A 16,676-nucleotide genomic window follows, 5' to 3' on the forward strand; every position below is an offset into this window, starting at 1 on the left:
CCCTACTGGCCGTTCCCCAGCGCCGCCACCGCGTCCTTGGCGGCCTTGATGGCACCCTTGTTGATCTCGTCCGTACTCGGCGCCTTCCTCGTCTCGAAGTCGCTGCCGTTGTAGGTGACGACGACCAGCGCGTTGGAGACCCGGACCAGCACCACGCCCTCGCGGGTCTCCTGCTTGTCCTCGGTGGTCAGGTTCACCACCGAGTAGCCCGCGTCCCCGATCCCCGGAACATCCCCTCCGCCGCTCTTGTCCGCGACCCGGTCCTTGAACGCCTTCTGTGCGGCCTCCTCCGTCTCCTTGATCTCGAAGGAGACGTCGAGCCAGCGGTAGTCGTAGCCCTTGAGGGCGTTCCAGGAGCAGGTGCGGCGCAGCTTGGTGTCCGTGGACGGGATCTCCTTGCCCTCCTTCTTCGCGCCCGGGACCAGCGAGGTCACCGTCTTGGCCGCGACGCTGCCACAGGGGGCGGGCGCGGCCGTGTACGTCTTGGACGCGGCCGAGGTGGAGGGCGCGGAGGCGGACTTGTTCTCCGTCTGTTCCTGGTTCTGCGCACGGGCCTGGGGCTCGGCGTCCGATGCCGGGGCGAACGGACCGGACGTCAGCGCCCAGCCCGCCGCGGCGAGCACCACGACGGGCGACAGGCGGGCGGTCAGGGCGAGCGGCAGGGAAAGATGACGCACGGCGCACTTTTCGTGGGGGACGGTGCGGAGGAGTCCGCACTGCGGACGGGACCGCAGTGTTGCACGTCATTTTGTGGGGCGGAAGTGCCAACTCGCTCCGTGTGTGGGCGGTGACTGAGGCCAACCAAAGGCGGGTTGAATGTCCGTTTATGTCGCTCCGTTCATGTCCGCGCGGTCGACCGGCTCAGCGCCGACTCGATCCGGTCGACGGCGGTGAAGGCGCCGTAGGCCACCAGGTGCAGCAGACAGTGATCGGTGTGCTCCGGGCGCCGCCACGCCGCCACGTCCTCGTCGGTGATCCGGTACGGCGCCAGCGCGGCCAGCAGCGCCAGCCGCGCCCCGGGCCGCTCCCGGCGGTCCGGGATGCCCTGAAGACCGAGCCCCGGGTGCCGCCCGTCCCACTCCCACATCGTCGCCCGTACGAGGTCCTGGTCGTCGGCGTCGAGGAGGGCGGCGCCCGCCGTGGCGGCCTTCAGCAGCGCCGCGTAGGCCGGTCCCACCGCGCTGTCGCCCGCCCACGCGGGGGCCTCGCCGGGGTCGGTGGCCTCCAGCAGGGGCAGCGCCTCTCCGGGCCGGGCAGGCCGGCGCACGGTACGGGACAGGGTGCGGCCCGCGAGGCTGCGGACGCACCGGAAGCGCTGGACGTTGCCCGGCATCAGCTTCTCGGTCAGCAGCGCGGAGACGATCCGGTTGATGAAGTGGAACGCCAGCGCGGTGCCGAGATAGCCCGGGGCGTGCTCGGCGGGGAAGGGGAAGGGCTTGGACTGGGGGCTCGGGATGCGGGTCCTCTTGCCCCACTCCAGCACGCGCGCGTGCTCCTCGTTCTCCGGGCGCTCGCCCCGCGCGAGGCGCTCGGCGAGGGCGTGGTCGCCCGTGGCGTGCAGCAGCACGGTGTGGGCGGAGACGCAGAACGGGCACTCGTTGGCCTTCGACACCCCGAACGCGGCGATCTCCTTGCCGGTCCGGCCGCCGGGGCCGGCGATCAGGGACTCGCGCATCAACGCCCAGGTGGCGGTGAGCAGTTCGGGCGCCGGGGACAGCACCACGAAGGTGGGCGGTTCGGCGATGCCGAAGTCGCGGGAGATCTGCTCGTACACCTCCGCGACGCGTCCGGTGGCCGCCTTGGGCGGCAGGGGCTCGGTGTATCGGAACAGTGAGGTCATGGGCAGCAGCGTGCGCCGGGGGAGGGGGCCCGGTCGTCGTACGGCCGGAGGGAGTTGGGGCTGCGCCGACGGGGCCGGACCGGGGCCGGAACTACTGCGTGGGGAGTAGTCCCGGAGTTGTCCACAGGGCTGACGCCGGTGTCGGTACGAGCGTCTACTGTGCGCTCATGAGCGGTATCCCGGTCACCCGCAGGCACCTCGCCGACGCCGCCCTGGCGGTCGTGGTGGGTGCCCTCGTGCTGACCTCCGCCGCCCTCGACGGGGACGCCACCCCGCTCGACTACGTCCTCATCGCCTTGTCCTGCGCGGCCCTCGGCTTCTACCGGGCCGCGCCCCGGGCCGTCCTCGCCGTGACGGCCCTCACCGGCGCCGCGTACACCCTGCACGCCGAGCCCGGCACCCTGGCCGCCCTGCCCGTCATCGGCGCCGTGCACACCGCGGCCCGGGTCGGCCACCGGGCGGTCGCGGCGGCGGGCGGCGGGGTGTACCTGGCGGCGTACGTGGCCACCGGGCCCGGCAGCCGGGAGGTGCTGGAGAAGGCGGCGCTGCTCGCGGGCTGGTTCCTGTGCGCGGTGATCACCGGCCTCGCCGACCGCAACTGGCAGGCCTACCTGCGCCAGACCGAACAGCGCGCCCTGGAGGCCGAGCGCACCCGCGAGGAGGCCGCCCTGCGCCGCGCGGGCGAGGAACGCCTGCGCATCGCCCGGGAGTTGCACGACTCGCTCACCCACTCCATCTCCATCGTCAAGCTCCAGGCCGGGGTCGCCGTCCACCTCGCCCGCAAGCGCGGGGAGGAGGTGCCGGCCGCTCTGCTGGCCATCCAGGAGGCCAGCGGCGAGGCGATGCGCGAACTGCGCTCCACCCTGGAGGTACTGCGCACCGACGAGCCCACCGGCACCCCGGCGCTGCTGGTGGAGCGGGCGCGGGCGGCCGGTCTCGCGGCGGAGCTGACCGTGACCGGGCACGAGCGGCCCCTGCCCTCGACCGTGGACCGGGCCGTGTACCGCATCGTCCAGGAAGCCCTCACCAACGCCGCCCGGCACGCGGGCCAGGCCAAGGTGTCCGTCGTGCTCGACCACGGCGACGAGGAGCTGGAGATACGCGTGGAGGACGACGGGAACGCCGACCCGGAGCACCCGCCCGTGCCCGGCATCGGCCTCACCGGCATGCGGGAACGCGTCACCGCCCTGGGCGGCACCCTGCACGCGGGCCCGCGCGAGGAGGGCGGATTCGCGGTACGGGCGCGGCTGCCGTTGGGGGTGGGGTCGTGAGGAACGGGGGAACGGGATGATCAGGGTCGCGCTGGTCGACGACCAGGCGCTGATGCGGGCCGGGTTCCGGGCGCTGCTGGACGCCGAGGACGGCATCGAGGTGGTCGGCGAGGCGGCCGACGGGGAGCGCGGAGTGGAACTCGTCCGCACCGAGGTGCCCGACATCGCGCTGATCGACGTCCAGATGCCGGTGATGACGGGCATCGAGGCCACCCGCCTGATCGCCGCCGACCCGGACCTCGCCGACGTCCGCGTGGTCATCCTCACCAACTACGGCCACGACGAGTACGTCTTCGAGGCGCTGCGCGCGGGCGCCAGCGGCTTTCTGCTGAAGGACACCGAACCGGCCGACCTGCTCCAGGCGATCGAGGTCGTGGCCCGCGGCGAGGCCCTGCTCTCCCCGTCGGTGACCCGCACCCTGATCGGCGAGTTCGTCGCCCGGCCCCCGGACCGGGCCACCGCCCCCGGCCTGGAGTGCCTGACGAACCGCGAACGCGAGGTGACCGCGCTGGCCGCCCGCGGCCTGAGCAACGAGGAGATCGCCGAGCACATGGTGATCAGCCCCTACACCGCCAAGACCCACATCAGCCGCGCCATGACCAAGCTCGGCGCCCGGGACCGCGCCCAGTTGGTGGTGTTCGCCTACGAGTCGGGTCTGGTGACCGCACGCGGAGGCTGACCACCGGGTTCCTGCCGGATCCCGGCACCCGGGGGCGGGCGGGAACTGCCGTGGCCGGGCATGCGGTCAGGGCCGTTTCGTCGGTCATCGTGGGGGCATGGTCGCCGTCACCCACACCGTGCTCCTGCGTGCCGTACCGCACTCCTGGTTCGGCGCCCTCGTCGCCGCGCTCGTCGAACTGGCCGAGGAATGCCGGGTCGTGGACGGGCGGGTCGTGCTGCCCGACGGGACGGACGTGGAAGGAACGCGTCTGGTGACGGGGCGTCATCTGCGGCCCGGTGCCGTGTACTCGGTCGACGACGGCGAGGGCGGCGCCTGCCGGATCGCCCTCAAGGAGTGGAACCGCCGCCGGTCCCTGAGGGCCCGCTTCGAGGTCAAGCACCCGGAAGCGTTCATGACGTGGGAAGCGGGGCTGCGGGGCGTCGACCGGCCGCTGCTGGCCGAGGTGAGCGGCGAGGCCCAAGTCGTCGACGCGCCAAAGATGTTCAGCAACTGGGCGGGGTCGGTGCGGCTGCGGTTCGAGGACTGGTGGGCGGCGGCCGACAGCGGGACCGCCGTCCGGACCGCGCCCCTCAGGATCCGGCTGCGCGGCAGACCCTTCCGGGCGGAGGTACGGGCCGCACCCCGCCCCGCCGGCGACGACCGGCACTGGCGGGTCCAGGTCACCGTGACCGCCCGCGGCCGGGGCCTGCTGCGACCGGTGGCCGCCCTGGTGCTCCCGCTGACCAAGCGGCGCGTCCAGCACTCCGTCGCCAAGTCCCTGGACGGCCTGGCCGAGAGCTGGAACGAGGACCTGCCCCCGCTGCTGGAGCTGGACGGCGCCGACCTGCGCGAGGAGATCCTCCGCCAGGACTCCTAGCGCGCCGTCGGCATACAGAGCCCCGACAACATTGCCGGGATCCGGCAATGCGGCAGTGACGGCCAGTCAGGCAGCATGGCTCGCGGGGAGCACGTCGGATGGTTCAGGTGCCGGGTACCGGCAGGTGCCCGGCACGACAGCCGCGTACGGCAGTGCCCCCGGCAGCGCAGACCGACGCGACGGAGAACAGGGGGGATCGACCGTGCGCCTTCTCATGACAGCCGCCGCCGCGGCCCCCGCACCGGACACCTCCGCCCGTGCCCTGCCGGCCCCCGCCGCCGGCCCGTCGTGCCCGTTCGTACGACCGCTGCACCGCCTCTGCCCGGACGAACGCAGTACCGCCCTGCCCGGCGCGCACCCGCACGCCCTCTGACAGGCCCCCGCGCGCACCTCGTCCGCACCCCTTACTTCACTTGCATTCCCTTACGCCACAAGGACCTTCGCCATGATTGCCATGATCGTGGGCGTCGGCGTGCTCGTCGCCGCCCTGCTGCTCGTCCTCCTCGTCGTCGCCCGGCTGTTCCGCAAGGTGGAGCAGGGCAAGGCGCTCATCGTCTCCAAGATGCGCAAGGTCGACGTCACCTTCACCGGCCAGGTCGTGCTGCCCGTGCTGCACAAGGCCGAGGTGATGGACATCTCGGTGAAGACCATCGAGATCACCCGGGCCGGCAAGGAAGGCCTGATCTGCAAGGACAACATCCGCGCCGACATCCGCATCTCGTTCTTCGTCAAGGTCAACAAGACCGTCGAGGACGTCATCAAGGTCGCCCAGTCCGTCGGCACCGCACGCGCCAGCGACCGCAACACCCTTCAGGAACTGTTCCACGCGAAGTTCTCCGAGGCCCTGAAGACCGTCGGCAAGCAGATGGACTTCACCGACCTCTACACCAAGCGCGAGGAACTGCGGTACCGGATCATCGAGGTCATCGGCGTCGACCTCAACGGCTACCACCTGGAGGACGCGGCGATCGACTACCTGGAGCAGACGCCGCTCACCCACCTCGACCCGGCCAACGTCCTCGACGCCCAGGGCATCCGCAAGATCACCGAACTGACCGCGGTGGAGCACGTGCGCACCAACGAGGCCCAGCGCAACGAGGAGAAGGAGATCACCCGGCAGAACGTCGACGCCCGCGAGGCCGTGCTGGAGCTGGAGCGCCGCCAGGCCGACGCCGAGATCAAGCAGAGGAGGGAGATCGAGACCGTACGGGCCCGCGAGGAGGCCGAGACCGCACGCGTGGTGGAGGAGGAGCGGCTGCGCGCACAGTCCGCCTTCCTGCGCACCGAGGAACAGCTCGGCGTCCAGCGGGAGAACCAGGCCCGCGAGGTCGCCGTCGCGCAGAAGAACCGCGAGCGGGTCATCGCGGTCGAGAACGAGCGCATCGAGAAGGACCGGATGCTGGAGGTCATCGCCCGCGAGCGGGAGACGGAACTGACCCGGATCGCCGCGGAGAAGGAGGTCGAGGCGGAGAAGCGCGACATCGCCGAGGTCATCCGTGAGCGGGTCGCCGTGGACCGTACGGTCGCCGAGCAGGAGGAGTCCATCAAGAAGCTGCGCGCGGTCGAGGAGGCCGAGCGGCAGCGGCAGGCCGTCATCATCGCCGCAGAGGCCGAGGCGCAGGAGAAGCTGGTCAAGGACATCAAGGCCGCCGAGGCCGCCGAGCAGGCCGCCGTGCACCGCGCCGCCGAGGAACTCACCCTCGCCGAGGCCCGGTTGAAGAGCGCCGACCTCGACGCGCAGGCCAAGCTGCGGCTCGCCGAGGGCATCCAGGCCGAGTCCGCCGCCGAAGGACTCGCCGCCGTACAGGTCCGCGACAAGGAGGCCGACGTCATCGAGAAGGCGGGCCGCGCGGAGGCCGAGGCCACCCAGGCGCGCATGCTGGCCGAGGCGGAGGGTGCCAAGGCCAAGGCGCTCGCCGAGGCCGACGCCATCGGCGAGAAGCTGAAGGCGGAGGCCGCCGGTCTCACCGAGAAGGCCGCCGCCATGGCCGCCCTCGACGAGGCCTCCCGCGCCCACGAGGAGTACCGGCTGCGCCTGGAGGCCGAGAAGGACATCCGGCTCGCGGGCCTGGACGTGCAGCGGCAGGTCGCCGAGGCACAGGCCACGGTGCTCGCCACCGGCCTGGAGAGCGCCGACATCAACATCGTCGGCGGCGAGTCGGTCTTCTTCGACCGGCTGATGAACTCCATCGCGCTCGGCAAGGGCGTCGACTCCTTCGTCGAGCACTCCGCCACCGCGCAGGCCCTCGCCAAGCCCTGGCTGGACGGCACGTCGAGCTTCACCGACGACCTGACCCGGGTCCTCGGCTCCGTCTCCACCGGCGACGTACGGGACCTGACGGTCTCCGCGCTGCTGATGAAGCTCATGAAGGCGGGCGGCCCGAACGCCGGACAGCTCCAGCAACTCCTCGACCGGGCGGGCGAACTGGGCCTGGCCGACACCCCGCTCGCCGCCGTGAACGGCGCCGCGAAGGGCTGACCAGGCCGGACGCCGACGGAGCTGCCGCGCGGGGGGCGGCAGCTCCGGCCCGCCACGGAACACACTGCGAGGGGACACCATGACCACCGGCCCGGACACCCAGGCGTACGCCGCCGTCGACAACGGCGCCTACGAGGTGCTGCGCGACCGGCTCACCGCCCAGGCCGCCGAACTCGCCGCCCGCGCCGAGGCGCTCAACGCCCGGCGCGTCGACGAGTTCGGCGCCACCCGCCTCGAACTGACCGGCACCGAACGGCTGCGCACCGAGCACGCCGGTCTCGCCCGCGACCTCGTCGCCGTCGGCGACACCCTGCTCTTCGGCGCCGACGACGCCCTCGGCGTACGCACGGAACCCGCCGTGGGCGATGTCTTCGCCCTGTACGACCGGGACTTGAACCGGCTGCCCGAGGACACGGTGCCCGGACTCCTCGACGACCCGGCGTTCCGGCGGGAGTTCGCGGCCCTGTTCCGCTACTTCCGGCAGGCCCGGCTGCTCGGCCTGCGCCGACTGGAGGGCCGGCTGCTCGCCGTCTTCCGGACCGGCGAGAAGGTCGGCGACGTACGGGTGCTGCGGTGGGCGGTCGCCCACGACGGCAGCCTGTCCTTCCTGGACGCGCGCGGCGACCGCGACGACGTGCTGCCGCCCTCCCACGACTTCACCTGGACCGAGGCCACCCGCGAGGACCACGTCCCCGGCGCCGACCGCCCACATGTCCGCGTGGGCGGCGAGGTCCTGGTCTCCACCGTCGGCGGGGTGCTCACCGTCCGCGCCGACGCCGACGACGAGGACCTGTTCACCGAGCCGGTGGACGAGCCGCTGCAGTCCCTCGCCGACGCCGGCATCGCGCACGCGCGCGTGGGCGCCCTGCTCCTGCTGCGCATCCGCCCCTACAAGGAGGACACCGACCGGTACCTGGTCTTCAACACCCTCACCAAGGACGTCGTCCGCCTTGACGCCGTAGGACAGGCGTGCCGCCGCCTCCCCGACGACCAGGGCATCGTCTTCCCCGGCGGCTACTGCCTGGCCACGGGCGCCCACAAGGTCTTCGATCTCGACAGCGCCGGGCTGGAGTTCGCGGCGGAGGTGCGTTCGCCGTACGGCGAGGACGTGCTCTACGCCTTCCACGCGCGGGCGCAGGGGCGTGGCCTGCTGCTGTCGTACAACACCATCCGCAAGGAGATCGCCGCCCCGATCGTGTGCCGGGGCTGGACCCTGTTCGAGGACGGCACCCTGGCCGTGCTGCGGGCCGACGGCGACGAGCCGGGACGCGTGCACCCCGTGCAGCTGTGGAGTTCGCCGTACGTCTCCGACACCTACGCCGCCGCCCGGCCCGTCGGCGAGGGGCCGCTGGCCCGCATCGGCAACGCCGACCTCGTACGCGGCATCGCCGACTGCCTGGCCGTCACCCGGGCGGTCGCCGAGACCACCCCGACCACCGAGGTGTACGCCGCGCTCACCGCCGACTGCGCCCGCACCGCCGACGCCCACCACTGGCTCGGCGAGAGCGAACTCGGGGATCTGCTCGGCCCGTTGCGGCGGATCCAGGACACCGGCGCCCAGGTGCTCGCCGAGTTCGAGACCGTGCAGACGCTGACCCGGCAGGCCGCCGACGCGCTGGCGGAGGGCGCCGACCGGCTCGCCGCCGTCGTACGGCGCCTGCGCGGCGAGGCCCCGCGCGAGGCCACCGCGTGGGTGACTGGACTGACCGAACTGCGGCAAGCCCAAGGGCACTTGCTCACCCTGAAGGACCTCAAGTACGCCGACACCGACCGCATCGACGAACTCGCCGCCGGTGCCGAGGCCGACCTCGCGTCATTCGGGCAGCGGGCCGTGACCCACCTCAGCCGCGAGGACGCCTTCGCCGGACACCTGGAGGAGGTCGAGCAACTCGCCGCCGAGGCCGAGGCATTGACCGGCGTGGCCGCGGCGGCGCCGGTCGAGGAACGGCTCGACGCCCTCGGCGGGGCGCTGCGGACGGTCACCGAGGTCGTCTCCGGCCTCGACATCGCCGACGCCACCGTGCGCACCTCCGTCCTGGAGCGCATCGCCGAAGTCCTCGGCGGCGTCAACCGGGTCCGCGCCCTCCTCGACGCCCGCCGCCGCGAACTGCGCGACCGGGAGGGCCGCGCCGAGTTCGCCGCCGAACTGACCCTGCTCGGCCAGACGGTCACCGGCGCGCTCGCCGAGGCCGACACCCCGGACGCCTGCGACGACCACCTCGCGCGCGTGCTGGCCCGGGTGGAGAACCTGGAGTCCCGCTTCGGCGACTTCGACGACTTCCTCACCCAACTCGCCGACCGGCGCACCGAGATCCACGACGCCTTCGCGGGCCGCAAGCAGGGTCTGGTGGACGCCCGCGCCCGCCGCGCCGAACAGCTCGCGACGGCCGCCGCACGCGTCCTGGAGACGGTCGCCCGGCGCGCGGCCACGTTCGCCGACGCCGACGCGGTCAGCACGTACTTCGCCTCCGACCCGATGGTCGCCCGCGTCCGCCGCACCGCGGAGGAGCTGCGCGAACTCGGCGACGGGGTACGGGCGGAGGAGCTGGACGGCCGGCTCAAGGCCGCCCACCAGGAGGCCCTGCGCGCCCTGCGCGACCGCGCCGACCTGTTCGGCGACGACGGCCGCACCATCCGCCTGGGCGGCCACCGTTTCGCCGTCACCACCGACCCCTTCGACCTCACCCTCGTCCCGCACGGTGACGGCCTCGCCTACGCCGTCACCGGCACCGACTACCGCGCCCCCGTCACCGACCCCGCCTTCGCCGACACCCGCCCCTACTGGGACCGCCACCTGCCCTCGGAGTCGCCCGAGGTCTACCGCGCCGAACACCTCGCCGCCCGCCTCCTGCGCGAGCACGGCGCCGAGGCGCCGACCGCCGCCGACCTGCCCGCCCTGGTGCGCACGGCCGCGCAGGAGGCGTACGACGAGGGCTACGAGCGCGGCGTCCACGACCACGACGCGACCGCCATCCTCACCGCCCTGCTGCCCCTGTACGAGCAGGCGGGCACCCTGCGTCACGAGCCCGCCGCCCGCGCCGCCGCCCAGATGTTCTGGGCCCACCGCACCACCCCCGAGCAGCGGGCGGCCTGGACCCGGCGCGCGGTGTCGATGGCCCGCGCCCGCGACACCTTCGGGCTCGCGCCCGCCATCGCCGACCTCCAGGCCGAACTGGCCGAGGCGGCGGGCGGACCGGAGGCGGCCGCGTACCTCTTCGAGGAGCTGACGACCGGCCCCGAGGGGTTCGTCCTGGCGGCCGGGACTCGCACGCTGCTGGACAAGTTCCGGCGCGCCACGGGCGGTTCGGCCTACGACGAGGACCTGGCGGCGCTGGACGACCTGGCCGCCCGGCACCAGCTCGTCGAGGGATGGCTGTCGGCGTACGTTTCCGCGAGCGGCGAGGAGGTGAGCGCCGGGGACCTGGCCGAGGCGGTCGCCGCCGAGCTGTGCCCGGAGCTGCCCCGGTACGGGTCGGAGGCGGTGCTGGAGACGACCGTGGACGGGCTGCTCGGCAGCCACCCGCGCATCGACGGCCGACGGCTGCGCCTGCGCGTCGACGAATTCCTCGCCCGCACCCGCCGGTTCGCCGAGCACGAGGTGCCCGCCTTCCGCGCCTACCAGCGCCGCCGCACCGAGCTGGTCACCGCAGAGCGCGCACGCCTGCGCCTGGACGACCACCGGCCGCGCTCCATGGCCGCGTTCGTGCGCGGCCGTCTCATCGACGAGGTGTACCTGCCGCTGATCGGCGACAGTCTCGCCAAGCAGCTCGGCACCACGGGGGAGTCCAAGCGCACCGACACGGGCGGACTGCTGCTGCTCGTGTCCCCGCCCGGCTACGGCAAGACGACGCTGATGGAATACGTCGCGGACCGGCTCGGCCTGATGCTCGTGAAGATCAGCGGACCCGCCCTCGGCCACGGCGTGACCTCCCTCGACCCGGCCGAGGCGCCCAACGCCACCGCCCGCCAGGAGATCGAGAAGATCAACTTCGCGCTGGCGGCGGGCAACAACACCCTGCTGTACCTGGACGACATCCAGCACACCTCGCCCGAACTGCTGCAGAAGTTCATCCCGCTGTGCGACGCCACCCGCCGTATCGACGGTGTGTGGGACGGCGAGCCGCGCACCTACGACCTGCGCGGCAAGCGCTTCGCCGTCTGCATGGCAGGCAATCCCTACACCGAGTCCGGCGCCCGCTTCCAGGTGCCCGACATGCTCGCCAACCGCGCCGATGTGTGGAACCTCGGTGACGTCCTCACCGGCAAGGAGGACGCCTTCGCTTACAGCTTCCTGGAGAACGCCCTCACCTCGAACCCGGTGCTCGCCCCGCTCGCCGGGCGAGACCGCCGCGACCTGGAGGTGTTCGTCCGCCTGGCCGCCGACGACCCCACGGCGCTGCCGGACCAGCTCACCCACCCCTACGCGCCCGTCGAGATCGAGCAGATCCGGTCCGTACTGCGGCACCTGCTGCGGGTGCGCGAGACGGTGCTCGCCGTCAACGCGGCCTACATCGCCTCCGCCGCGCAGTCCGACGCGACCCGCACCGAGCCGCCGTTCAAGCTCCAGGGCTCTTACCGCACCATGAACAAGATCGCCCAGCGCATCCGGCCCGTCATGAACGACGCCGAGGTCGCCGCCGTGGTTACCGACCACTTCACGGCCGAGGCCCAGACCCTGGCGGAGGGCGCGGAGGCGAACCTCCTCAAGCTGGCCGAGCTGCGCGGCACCCAGACCCCGGAGCAGGCCGCCCGCTGGGCGGAGCTCAAGTCGGCCTACGTCCGCACCCAGTCCCTGGGCGGCCCCGAGGAGGACCCGTTGGTCCGCGCGGTCGCGGCCCTGGGCCTCCTCGCCGACCGGGTGGCGGCGGTGGAATCCGCCATCACCCGGGCCACCGACCCCCGCAACCTCCTGGCGAACCCCCACGCCCGGCACGCCAACCGACCCCAGGAGCGGCCATGACCCCCTACCTCCTCCCCCTCACCGTCGCACTGCTGATCGTCGCGGCCTCCACGGCACTGCTGATACGACGGGACCGGCGGTACATGACCTCGGCCTCCGCTCAGGAACCCCCGCGCCGCGGCTCGGTGACCGTCCGGCTCGGCCGCCGCCCGAGCAGTTCCGCCAGCCCCTGACGGGTCGCCGCGAGGACCACGCGGTCCTCGCGGCGCAGGACGTACCCGGGGTGGAGGTCCCAGATGAGGCCCGCATTGCGGTTCTCCGGGTGGGGGGTGGCGGAGAGATCGGGGACGCGGTCGGCCGCGTCCGCGGTGTCCAGGGCGATGACCCTCCAGGCGCCGGGGCGGAAGGATTCCGCCACCGTGCGGCCTTCGAGCTGGGGGTGCCCGCCGACCTCCAGCGCGGCGAAGACCAGCACGCGGCGCTCGACCGGGATGGCGCCCAGGATCTGGCGGCCCATCATGGCGCCGGCGAAGGCGGGTGCGGCCAGCGTGGACACGCTGCGGCTGCGGGTCAGCGCCCGGGGGTGCGCCGCGCGCAGGGTGCGGTAGACGGCAGCGGCGAAGTCGTCGTCGTACAGCCGTAGCGCCACCCGCAGCTGCGGCTGCACGGAGCGGGCGTACAGGGCCGCCTCCAGGTTGGTGGTGTCACTGCTGGTCAGGGCCAGCAGGGCGTGCGCACGGCGGACGCCGGCGGCCTCCAGCACGCCCTCCTGGGTGACATCCCCGATGACGGTCGGGATGCGCAGCCTGCGGGCCAGCGGGATGCCGCGCGCCTCCGGGTCCTCCTCCACGCACACCACGGGGATGTCGAGCTCCCGGAGCCGGGCGAGCACGCGCGTGCCGATCTTGCCGAGGCCGAGCAGCACGACATGCCCGGACAGCCCGCGCGGAGGGCGGCGCAGCGCGGCGGCGGTACGGAAGGCGCCGAAGGCCTCCAGCGCGGCGGCGAACAGCACCGGGAGCAGCAGCAGACCCGCGAGCGCGGACAGCAGTTGGAGCACCTGACGGGACGTGGACTCGCCGTGGGCCGGGTCGTTGATCGCGAAGAGGTCGAGCAGGACGACGTACGCCGCGTGCAGCGGATGGTCGCCGGTGGTGATCCGGGTGGCCACGCCCAACCCCAGTACGCAGAGCGCGAGTCCGGCCACCGACCAGCGCAGTCGGCGGGAGAAGAGCGAGCCCAGCGGCGCGACCGGGCCCATGCGCAGCCGGGGCGGGGAAGTGGGCGCGGAGTGCGTCACCGTCTCCAGCACCACCGTGCCGCGTCCCGCCGCCGCGGCCACCGCCTCGTCGTCCGGCAGCAGCGCCGGGGCCTCCCGGCCACTGGCGTCCGAACCCTCCGCCCCCGCCGGGTCGTTGGTGGTCGACGACAGCAGCGCGAGCGTGCACAGTCCGGGGTTCTCGGCGTGCGCCGATCCGGCCGGGTCGCGTTCCACGGCGCGCAGCAGCAGCCCGTCGGCCTGGACGACCTTGCTGGTGCCCGCGATGGCGGTGGCCGCGAGCGCGGGCGCCGCGGTGTCCGCGTCGGACAGGACGGTGGTGGAGGTGTCCAGGGCGTGCGGGTCGAGGCCGGGCACGGCGAGCGCCGCCGCCTGATCGAGGACCTGCTCCAGATGCTGCCCGAGCTTGCGGTTGTACAGCCGGATCACCAGCCGCAGCCGGGGATTGAGGCGGCGGGCGGCCAACGCGGCGTGGATGTTCGTCTCGTCGTCGTCATGCACGAGCGCCAGCGCCGCCGCCTCCCGCACCCCCGCCTCCACGAGCGCGGCCTCGTCCAGCGCGGGCGCCTGCAGCACCCGCGGCCCGTCCGTCTCCCCGTCGCCGCCGCGCCGCATCGCGGACTGCAGCCGGGCGAACAGCGCCGCCGCCGCGGACGAGGTCGCCGAGGCCCTGGGCTCGCCCGGCACGACGAGCGTCACGCGTTCCCGGTAGACCGAGGCGAGTTCGGCGGCCAGCCGCTCGGCGAGTGTGTCGTTCCCGCAGACGATCATGTGGCCGGGCCCGTCGGCGGGCCGGGCGGGCCGATCGAGTAAAGCCATGCTGGACGGCACCTCCGACTGCGAACGATCTTCATGTGTCCGCCCCCACCATGCCCTGTCCGCCCCGACCGCCGACACCGGCATGCCGCTGCCGCCGCCCCTTCCGGGCGAGTTGCGGTGTTCGTGCAGTTCGGGCGGCGTGAAACTGCCGGACCCGGGCAGTGACGACGGGCCGTCGGCGGGGGACACTGAGCGCACAAGGAGCCGAGCGCCGCGGCTGCCGTATCCGCTCGTCCAGGGCCGGGAGGTAGCTTGGTTGACAAGGCCCCTGAAGGAGGGCGATTCGATGCCGTGGTTCGTCTGGCTGCTCGCCGCCGCGGCACTCGGTGCCGCGGAGTTCTTCACCCTGACGCTGGTCCTCGGCCTGCTGGCGGGAGCCGCGCTGGTCGCCGCGGTGGTGGCCGGGGTGGGCGTCGGCCTGCTCGGCCAGCTACTGGCCCTGGGCGCCACGGCCGCGGCGGGCCTGCTCCTCGTCCGTCCGGTCGCGCTGAGGCAGATGGCGCAGCCGTCCCTCACCCATGAGGGCACCGACGCGCTGATCGGCAAGCGCGCGGAGGTCGTGCGGGAGGTCACCGCGACCCACGGCCTGATCAAGCTCTCGGGCGAGGAGTGGACCGCCCGTTCCCTGGACGAGAGCCTGGTCATCCCGGTCGGCGCACTGGTGGACGTCATGGAGATCGACGGCGCCACGGCCATCGTCTACCCCCGCGAGCTCCTTCCGTGATCGGTTGACCGTCCAGCAACGGAGGCACAGTGGATCCCGTCGTCATCCTCGCCCTTGTGGCGGCCCTCGTGGTCGTCTTCCTGGTGGCCGCCACTGTGCGGATCGTCCCGCAGGCGCGCCGCTACAACATCGAGCGGTTCGGCAGATACCACCGGACTCTGCAACCCGGTCTGAACCTGGTGATCCCGGTGGCCGACCGCATCAACACCCGGCTCGACGTGCGCGAGCAGGTCTACTCCTCGGACCCGCGCCCGGTGATCACCGAGGACAACCTCGTGGTCAACATCGACACCGTGCTCTACTACCAGATCACCGACCCGCGGGCGGCGGCCTACGAGGTCGCCGACTACCTCCAGGCCATCGACCAGCTCACCGTGACCACCCTGCGCAACGTCATCGGCTCCATGGACCTGGAGGAGACCCTCACCTCCCGCGAGGAGATCAACTCCCGGCTGCGCGCGGTCCTCGACGACGCGACCGGCAAGTGGGGCATCCGGGTCAACCGCGTGGAGATCAAGGCCATCGACCCGCCGGCCACCATCAAGGAGGCGATGGAGAAGCAGATGCGCGCCGAACGGGACAAGCGCGCGGCCATCCTGCACGCCGAGGGCGACCGGCAGGCCAAGATCCTCACCGCGGAGGGCACCCGGCAGAAGGACATCCTGGAGGCGCAGGGCGCGCAGCAGGCGATGATCCTGCGCGCGGACGGCGAGGCGAAGGCCGTGGAGCTGGTCTTCCAGGCCGTGCACCGCAACAACGCCGACGCGAAGGTCCTCGCCTACAAGTACCTGGAGACCCTCCCGCACCTCGCGGGCAGCGACAACAACACCTTCTGGGTGATCCCCGGTGAGCTGACCGAGGCGATCCGCACCGTCAGCCGCGCCTTCGGCGAACAGGCCGCAGAGGCGTCGGCGCCGGCCGCGCAGGCCGAGGAGCCGGGTCCGGCGGAGGAGGAGCGCCGTACCCCCGAACTCGACACCGGCTGGTCGGCCACGCTCAACGCCGCCGAGGCCGCCGACGAGGCGGGCAAGCAGGCCGCGGCCGCGGTGAGCGACGCGAAGGCGGAGGCGGAGGCCGCGCAGTCGACGGCGCCGCGGGGGAGGCAGACGCCCGGCGGGTGAGCTCCACGAGCCCGTCCGCCGCCCCCGCCGCACGCCGACCCCGAGGCAGGTATGAACAGCTGATGGAGCTAGCTGTGCGGAGTAAGCACCATATACGTCACTGCTGTTCCATCGTCCATGGTGCCTCTGAACAGTTGTTCGTTCAGCAAGGGTGAGGTTGTGAGCACCGAGGCCAAAACGCCAGCGGCAGAACTGACGTACCGCAGGATCGCTGGCGCTGCACCGAAGCCGAGCGCGTCTTCGATTTCCTTCATGCCTGCCTCGGTGAGGAGTTCACTGATTACGTCGTCGACCTCGCTCGGCCGGTCAGGCGGACCGTTGTAGATTGTCACGTAGTAGCCGTTTCCCTGACGCGCACTGACGGTGATCTGGGCGTCGTCTCGAATTGCTTTTCCCTGTGGCGCTTCTGAGGGTATCGGGATCAGAATGCCATCGTTTTCGGGCGCCGCTTCGAATCGGGTCGTATTGTCGCTTGCCGGGTTGGGAAGTGTGTCCGTCACGTCAAACCTTCCTGGGGGCCGCCTGGCGTGAATCTTCACAGGATTGCGTCAGTCGGGCTGGGTGGCCCGGATATCCCGGACGTCCTGCCTTGTGCGAGATTGCCGGCAGATGCCTGATTTAGGGATATCCCGAGTATGCCTACTTCGGTTGCTCACTAGCCGGGCGTCCAAATTGTGGTTCACTCCCGCCAGGGATAACCGGCCT

12 protein-coding genes are annotated in these 16,676 nt (G+C 72.5%); 8 read left to right on the forward strand and 4 right to left on the reverse strand.

The features are described 5' to 3' along the window. Window positions 1–2: 2 nt before the first annotated feature. Window positions 3–677, reverse strand: a complete 675-nt coding sequence (locus tag ACZ7L7_RS00900; RefSeq protein WP_472074299.1) for a hypothetical protein — start codon at window positions 675–677, stop codon at window positions 3–5. A 161-nt stretch (window positions 678–838) separates the two neighbouring features. Further along, window positions 839–1,840 carry a carboxymuconolactone decarboxylase family protein gene (locus ACZ7L7_RS00905; protein ID WP_453606800.1) on the reverse strand — a complete coding sequence of 334 codons (1,002 nt, stop codon included), beginning with the start codon at window positions 1,838–1,840 and terminating at the stop codon, window positions 839–841. Window positions 1,841–2,007: 167 nt separating this feature from the next. Between ACZ7L7_RS00905 and ACZ7L7_RS00910 the strand changes: the two genes are divergently transcribed. From ACZ7L7_RS00910 to ACZ7L7_RS00935, 6 genes are all read left to right on the forward strand, one after another. Further along, window positions 2,008–3,111: a sensor histidine kinase gene (locus tag ACZ7L7_RS00910; RefSeq protein WP_472074300.1), complete on the forward strand. Its 1,104-nt coding sequence runs from the start codon at window positions 2,008–2,010 to the stop codon at window positions 3,109–3,111. Window positions 3,112–3,127: 16 nt separating this feature from the next. Then, window positions 3,128–3,790: a response regulator gene (locus tag ACZ7L7_RS00915; protein WP_285514719.1), complete on the forward strand. Its 663-nt coding sequence runs from the start codon at window positions 3,128–3,130 to the stop codon at window positions 3,788–3,790. Window positions 3,791–3,887: 97 nt separating this feature from the next. Continuing rightward, window positions 3,888–4,649, forward strand: a complete 762-nt coding sequence (locus ACZ7L7_RS00920; RefSeq protein ID WP_285514718.1) for a hypothetical protein — start codon at window positions 3,888–3,890, stop codon at window positions 4,647–4,649. A 214-nt stretch (window positions 4,650–4,863) separates the two neighbouring features. Next, window positions 4,864–5,022, forward strand: coding sequence for a hypothetical protein (locus ACZ7L7_RS00925; protein ID WP_285514717.1), 159 nt, complete (start codon window positions 4,864–4,866; stop codon window positions 5,020–5,022). A 72-nt stretch (window positions 5,023–5,094) separates the two neighbouring features. Beyond that, window positions 5,095–7,128: a flotillin family protein gene (locus ACZ7L7_RS00930; protein ID WP_285514716.1), complete on the forward strand. Its 2,034-nt coding sequence runs from the start codon at window positions 5,095–5,097 to the stop codon at window positions 7,126–7,128. 79 nt (window positions 7,129–7,207) lie between these two features. Further along, window positions 7,208–12,088, forward strand: a complete 4,881-nt coding sequence (locus ACZ7L7_RS00935) for a DNA repair ATPase (RefSeq protein WP_472074301.1) — start codon at window positions 7,208–7,210, stop codon at window positions 12,086–12,088. 100 nt (window positions 12,089–12,188) lie between these two features. Here the strand turns inward: ACZ7L7_RS00935 and ACZ7L7_RS00940 are convergent, their stop codons facing one another. After that, on the reverse strand, window positions 12,189–14,126 hold the full coding sequence (locus ACZ7L7_RS00940) for an NAD-binding protein (RefSeq protein ID WP_472074302.1): 1,938 nt from the start codon (window positions 14,124–14,126) through the stop codon (window positions 12,189–12,191). A gap of 286 nt (window positions 14,127–14,412) precedes the next feature. Here ACZ7L7_RS00940 and ACZ7L7_RS00945 point away from each other — a divergent pair, with 286 nt between their 5' ends. Both ACZ7L7_RS00945 and ACZ7L7_RS00950 read left to right on the forward strand, forming a co-directional pair. After that, complete coding sequence (locus ACZ7L7_RS00945; RefSeq protein WP_285514713.1) at window positions 14,413–14,850, forward strand: NfeD family protein; 438 nt, start codon at window positions 14,413–14,415, stop codon at window positions 14,848–14,850. Between the two features lie 29 nt (window positions 14,851–14,879). Then, window positions 14,880–15,971, forward strand: a complete 1,092-nt coding sequence (locus ACZ7L7_RS00950) for an SPFH domain-containing protein (protein ID WP_285514712.1) — start codon at window positions 14,880–14,882, stop codon at window positions 15,969–15,971. A 68-nt stretch (window positions 15,972–16,039) separates the two neighbouring features. On the opposite strand, the gene ACZ7L7_RS00955 is transcribed toward ACZ7L7_RS00950, so the two are convergent. Further along, the gene (locus ACZ7L7_RS00955; protein ID WP_472074303.1) at window positions 16,040–16,471 is read right to left on the reverse strand and encodes a hypothetical protein; all 432 of its coding nucleotides are present in this window, start codon (window positions 16,469–16,471) and stop codon (window positions 16,040–16,042) included. Between the last annotated feature and the right edge of the window lie 205 nt (window positions 16,472–16,676).

Source organism: Streptomyces sp. NPDC110618 (assembly GCF_055657065.1).

Excerpts from the sequence above, each read along its gene's own strand:
- ACZ7L7_RS00905 (WP_453606800.1), bottom strand. The coding sequence starts at position 1,840 with ATGACCTCACTGTTCCGATACACCGAGCCCCTGCCGCCCAAGGCGGCC.
- ACZ7L7_RS00910 (WP_472074300.1), top strand. The coding sequence starts at position 2,008 with ATGAGCGGTATCCCGGTCACCCGCAGGCACCTCGCCGACGCCGCCCTG.
- ACZ7L7_RS00915 (WP_285514719.1), top strand. The coding sequence starts at position 3,128 with ATGATCAGGGTCGCGCTGGTCGACGACCAGGCGCTGATGCGGGCCGGG.
- ACZ7L7_RS00920 (WP_285514718.1), top strand. The coding sequence starts at position 3,888 with ATGGTCGCCGTCACCCACACCGTGCTCCTGCGTGCCGTACCGCACTCC.
- ACZ7L7_RS00925 (WP_285514717.1), top strand. The coding sequence starts at position 4,864 with ATGACAGCCGCCGCCGCGGCCCCCGCACCGGACACCTCCGCCCGTGCC.
- ACZ7L7_RS00930 (WP_285514716.1), top strand. The coding sequence starts at position 5,095 with ATGATTGCCATGATCGTGGGCGTCGGCGTGCTCGTCGCCGCCCTGCTG.
- ACZ7L7_RS00935 (WP_472074301.1), top strand. The coding sequence starts at position 7,208 with ATGACCACCGGCCCGGACACCCAGGCGTACGCCGCCGTCGACAACGGC.
- ACZ7L7_RS00940 (WP_472074302.1), bottom strand. The coding sequence starts at position 14,126 with ATGGCTTTACTCGATCGGCCCGCCCGGCCCGCCGACGGGCCCGGCCAC.
- ACZ7L7_RS00945 (WP_285514713.1), top strand. The coding sequence starts at position 14,413 with ATGCCGTGGTTCGTCTGGCTGCTCGCCGCCGCGGCACTCGGTGCCGCG.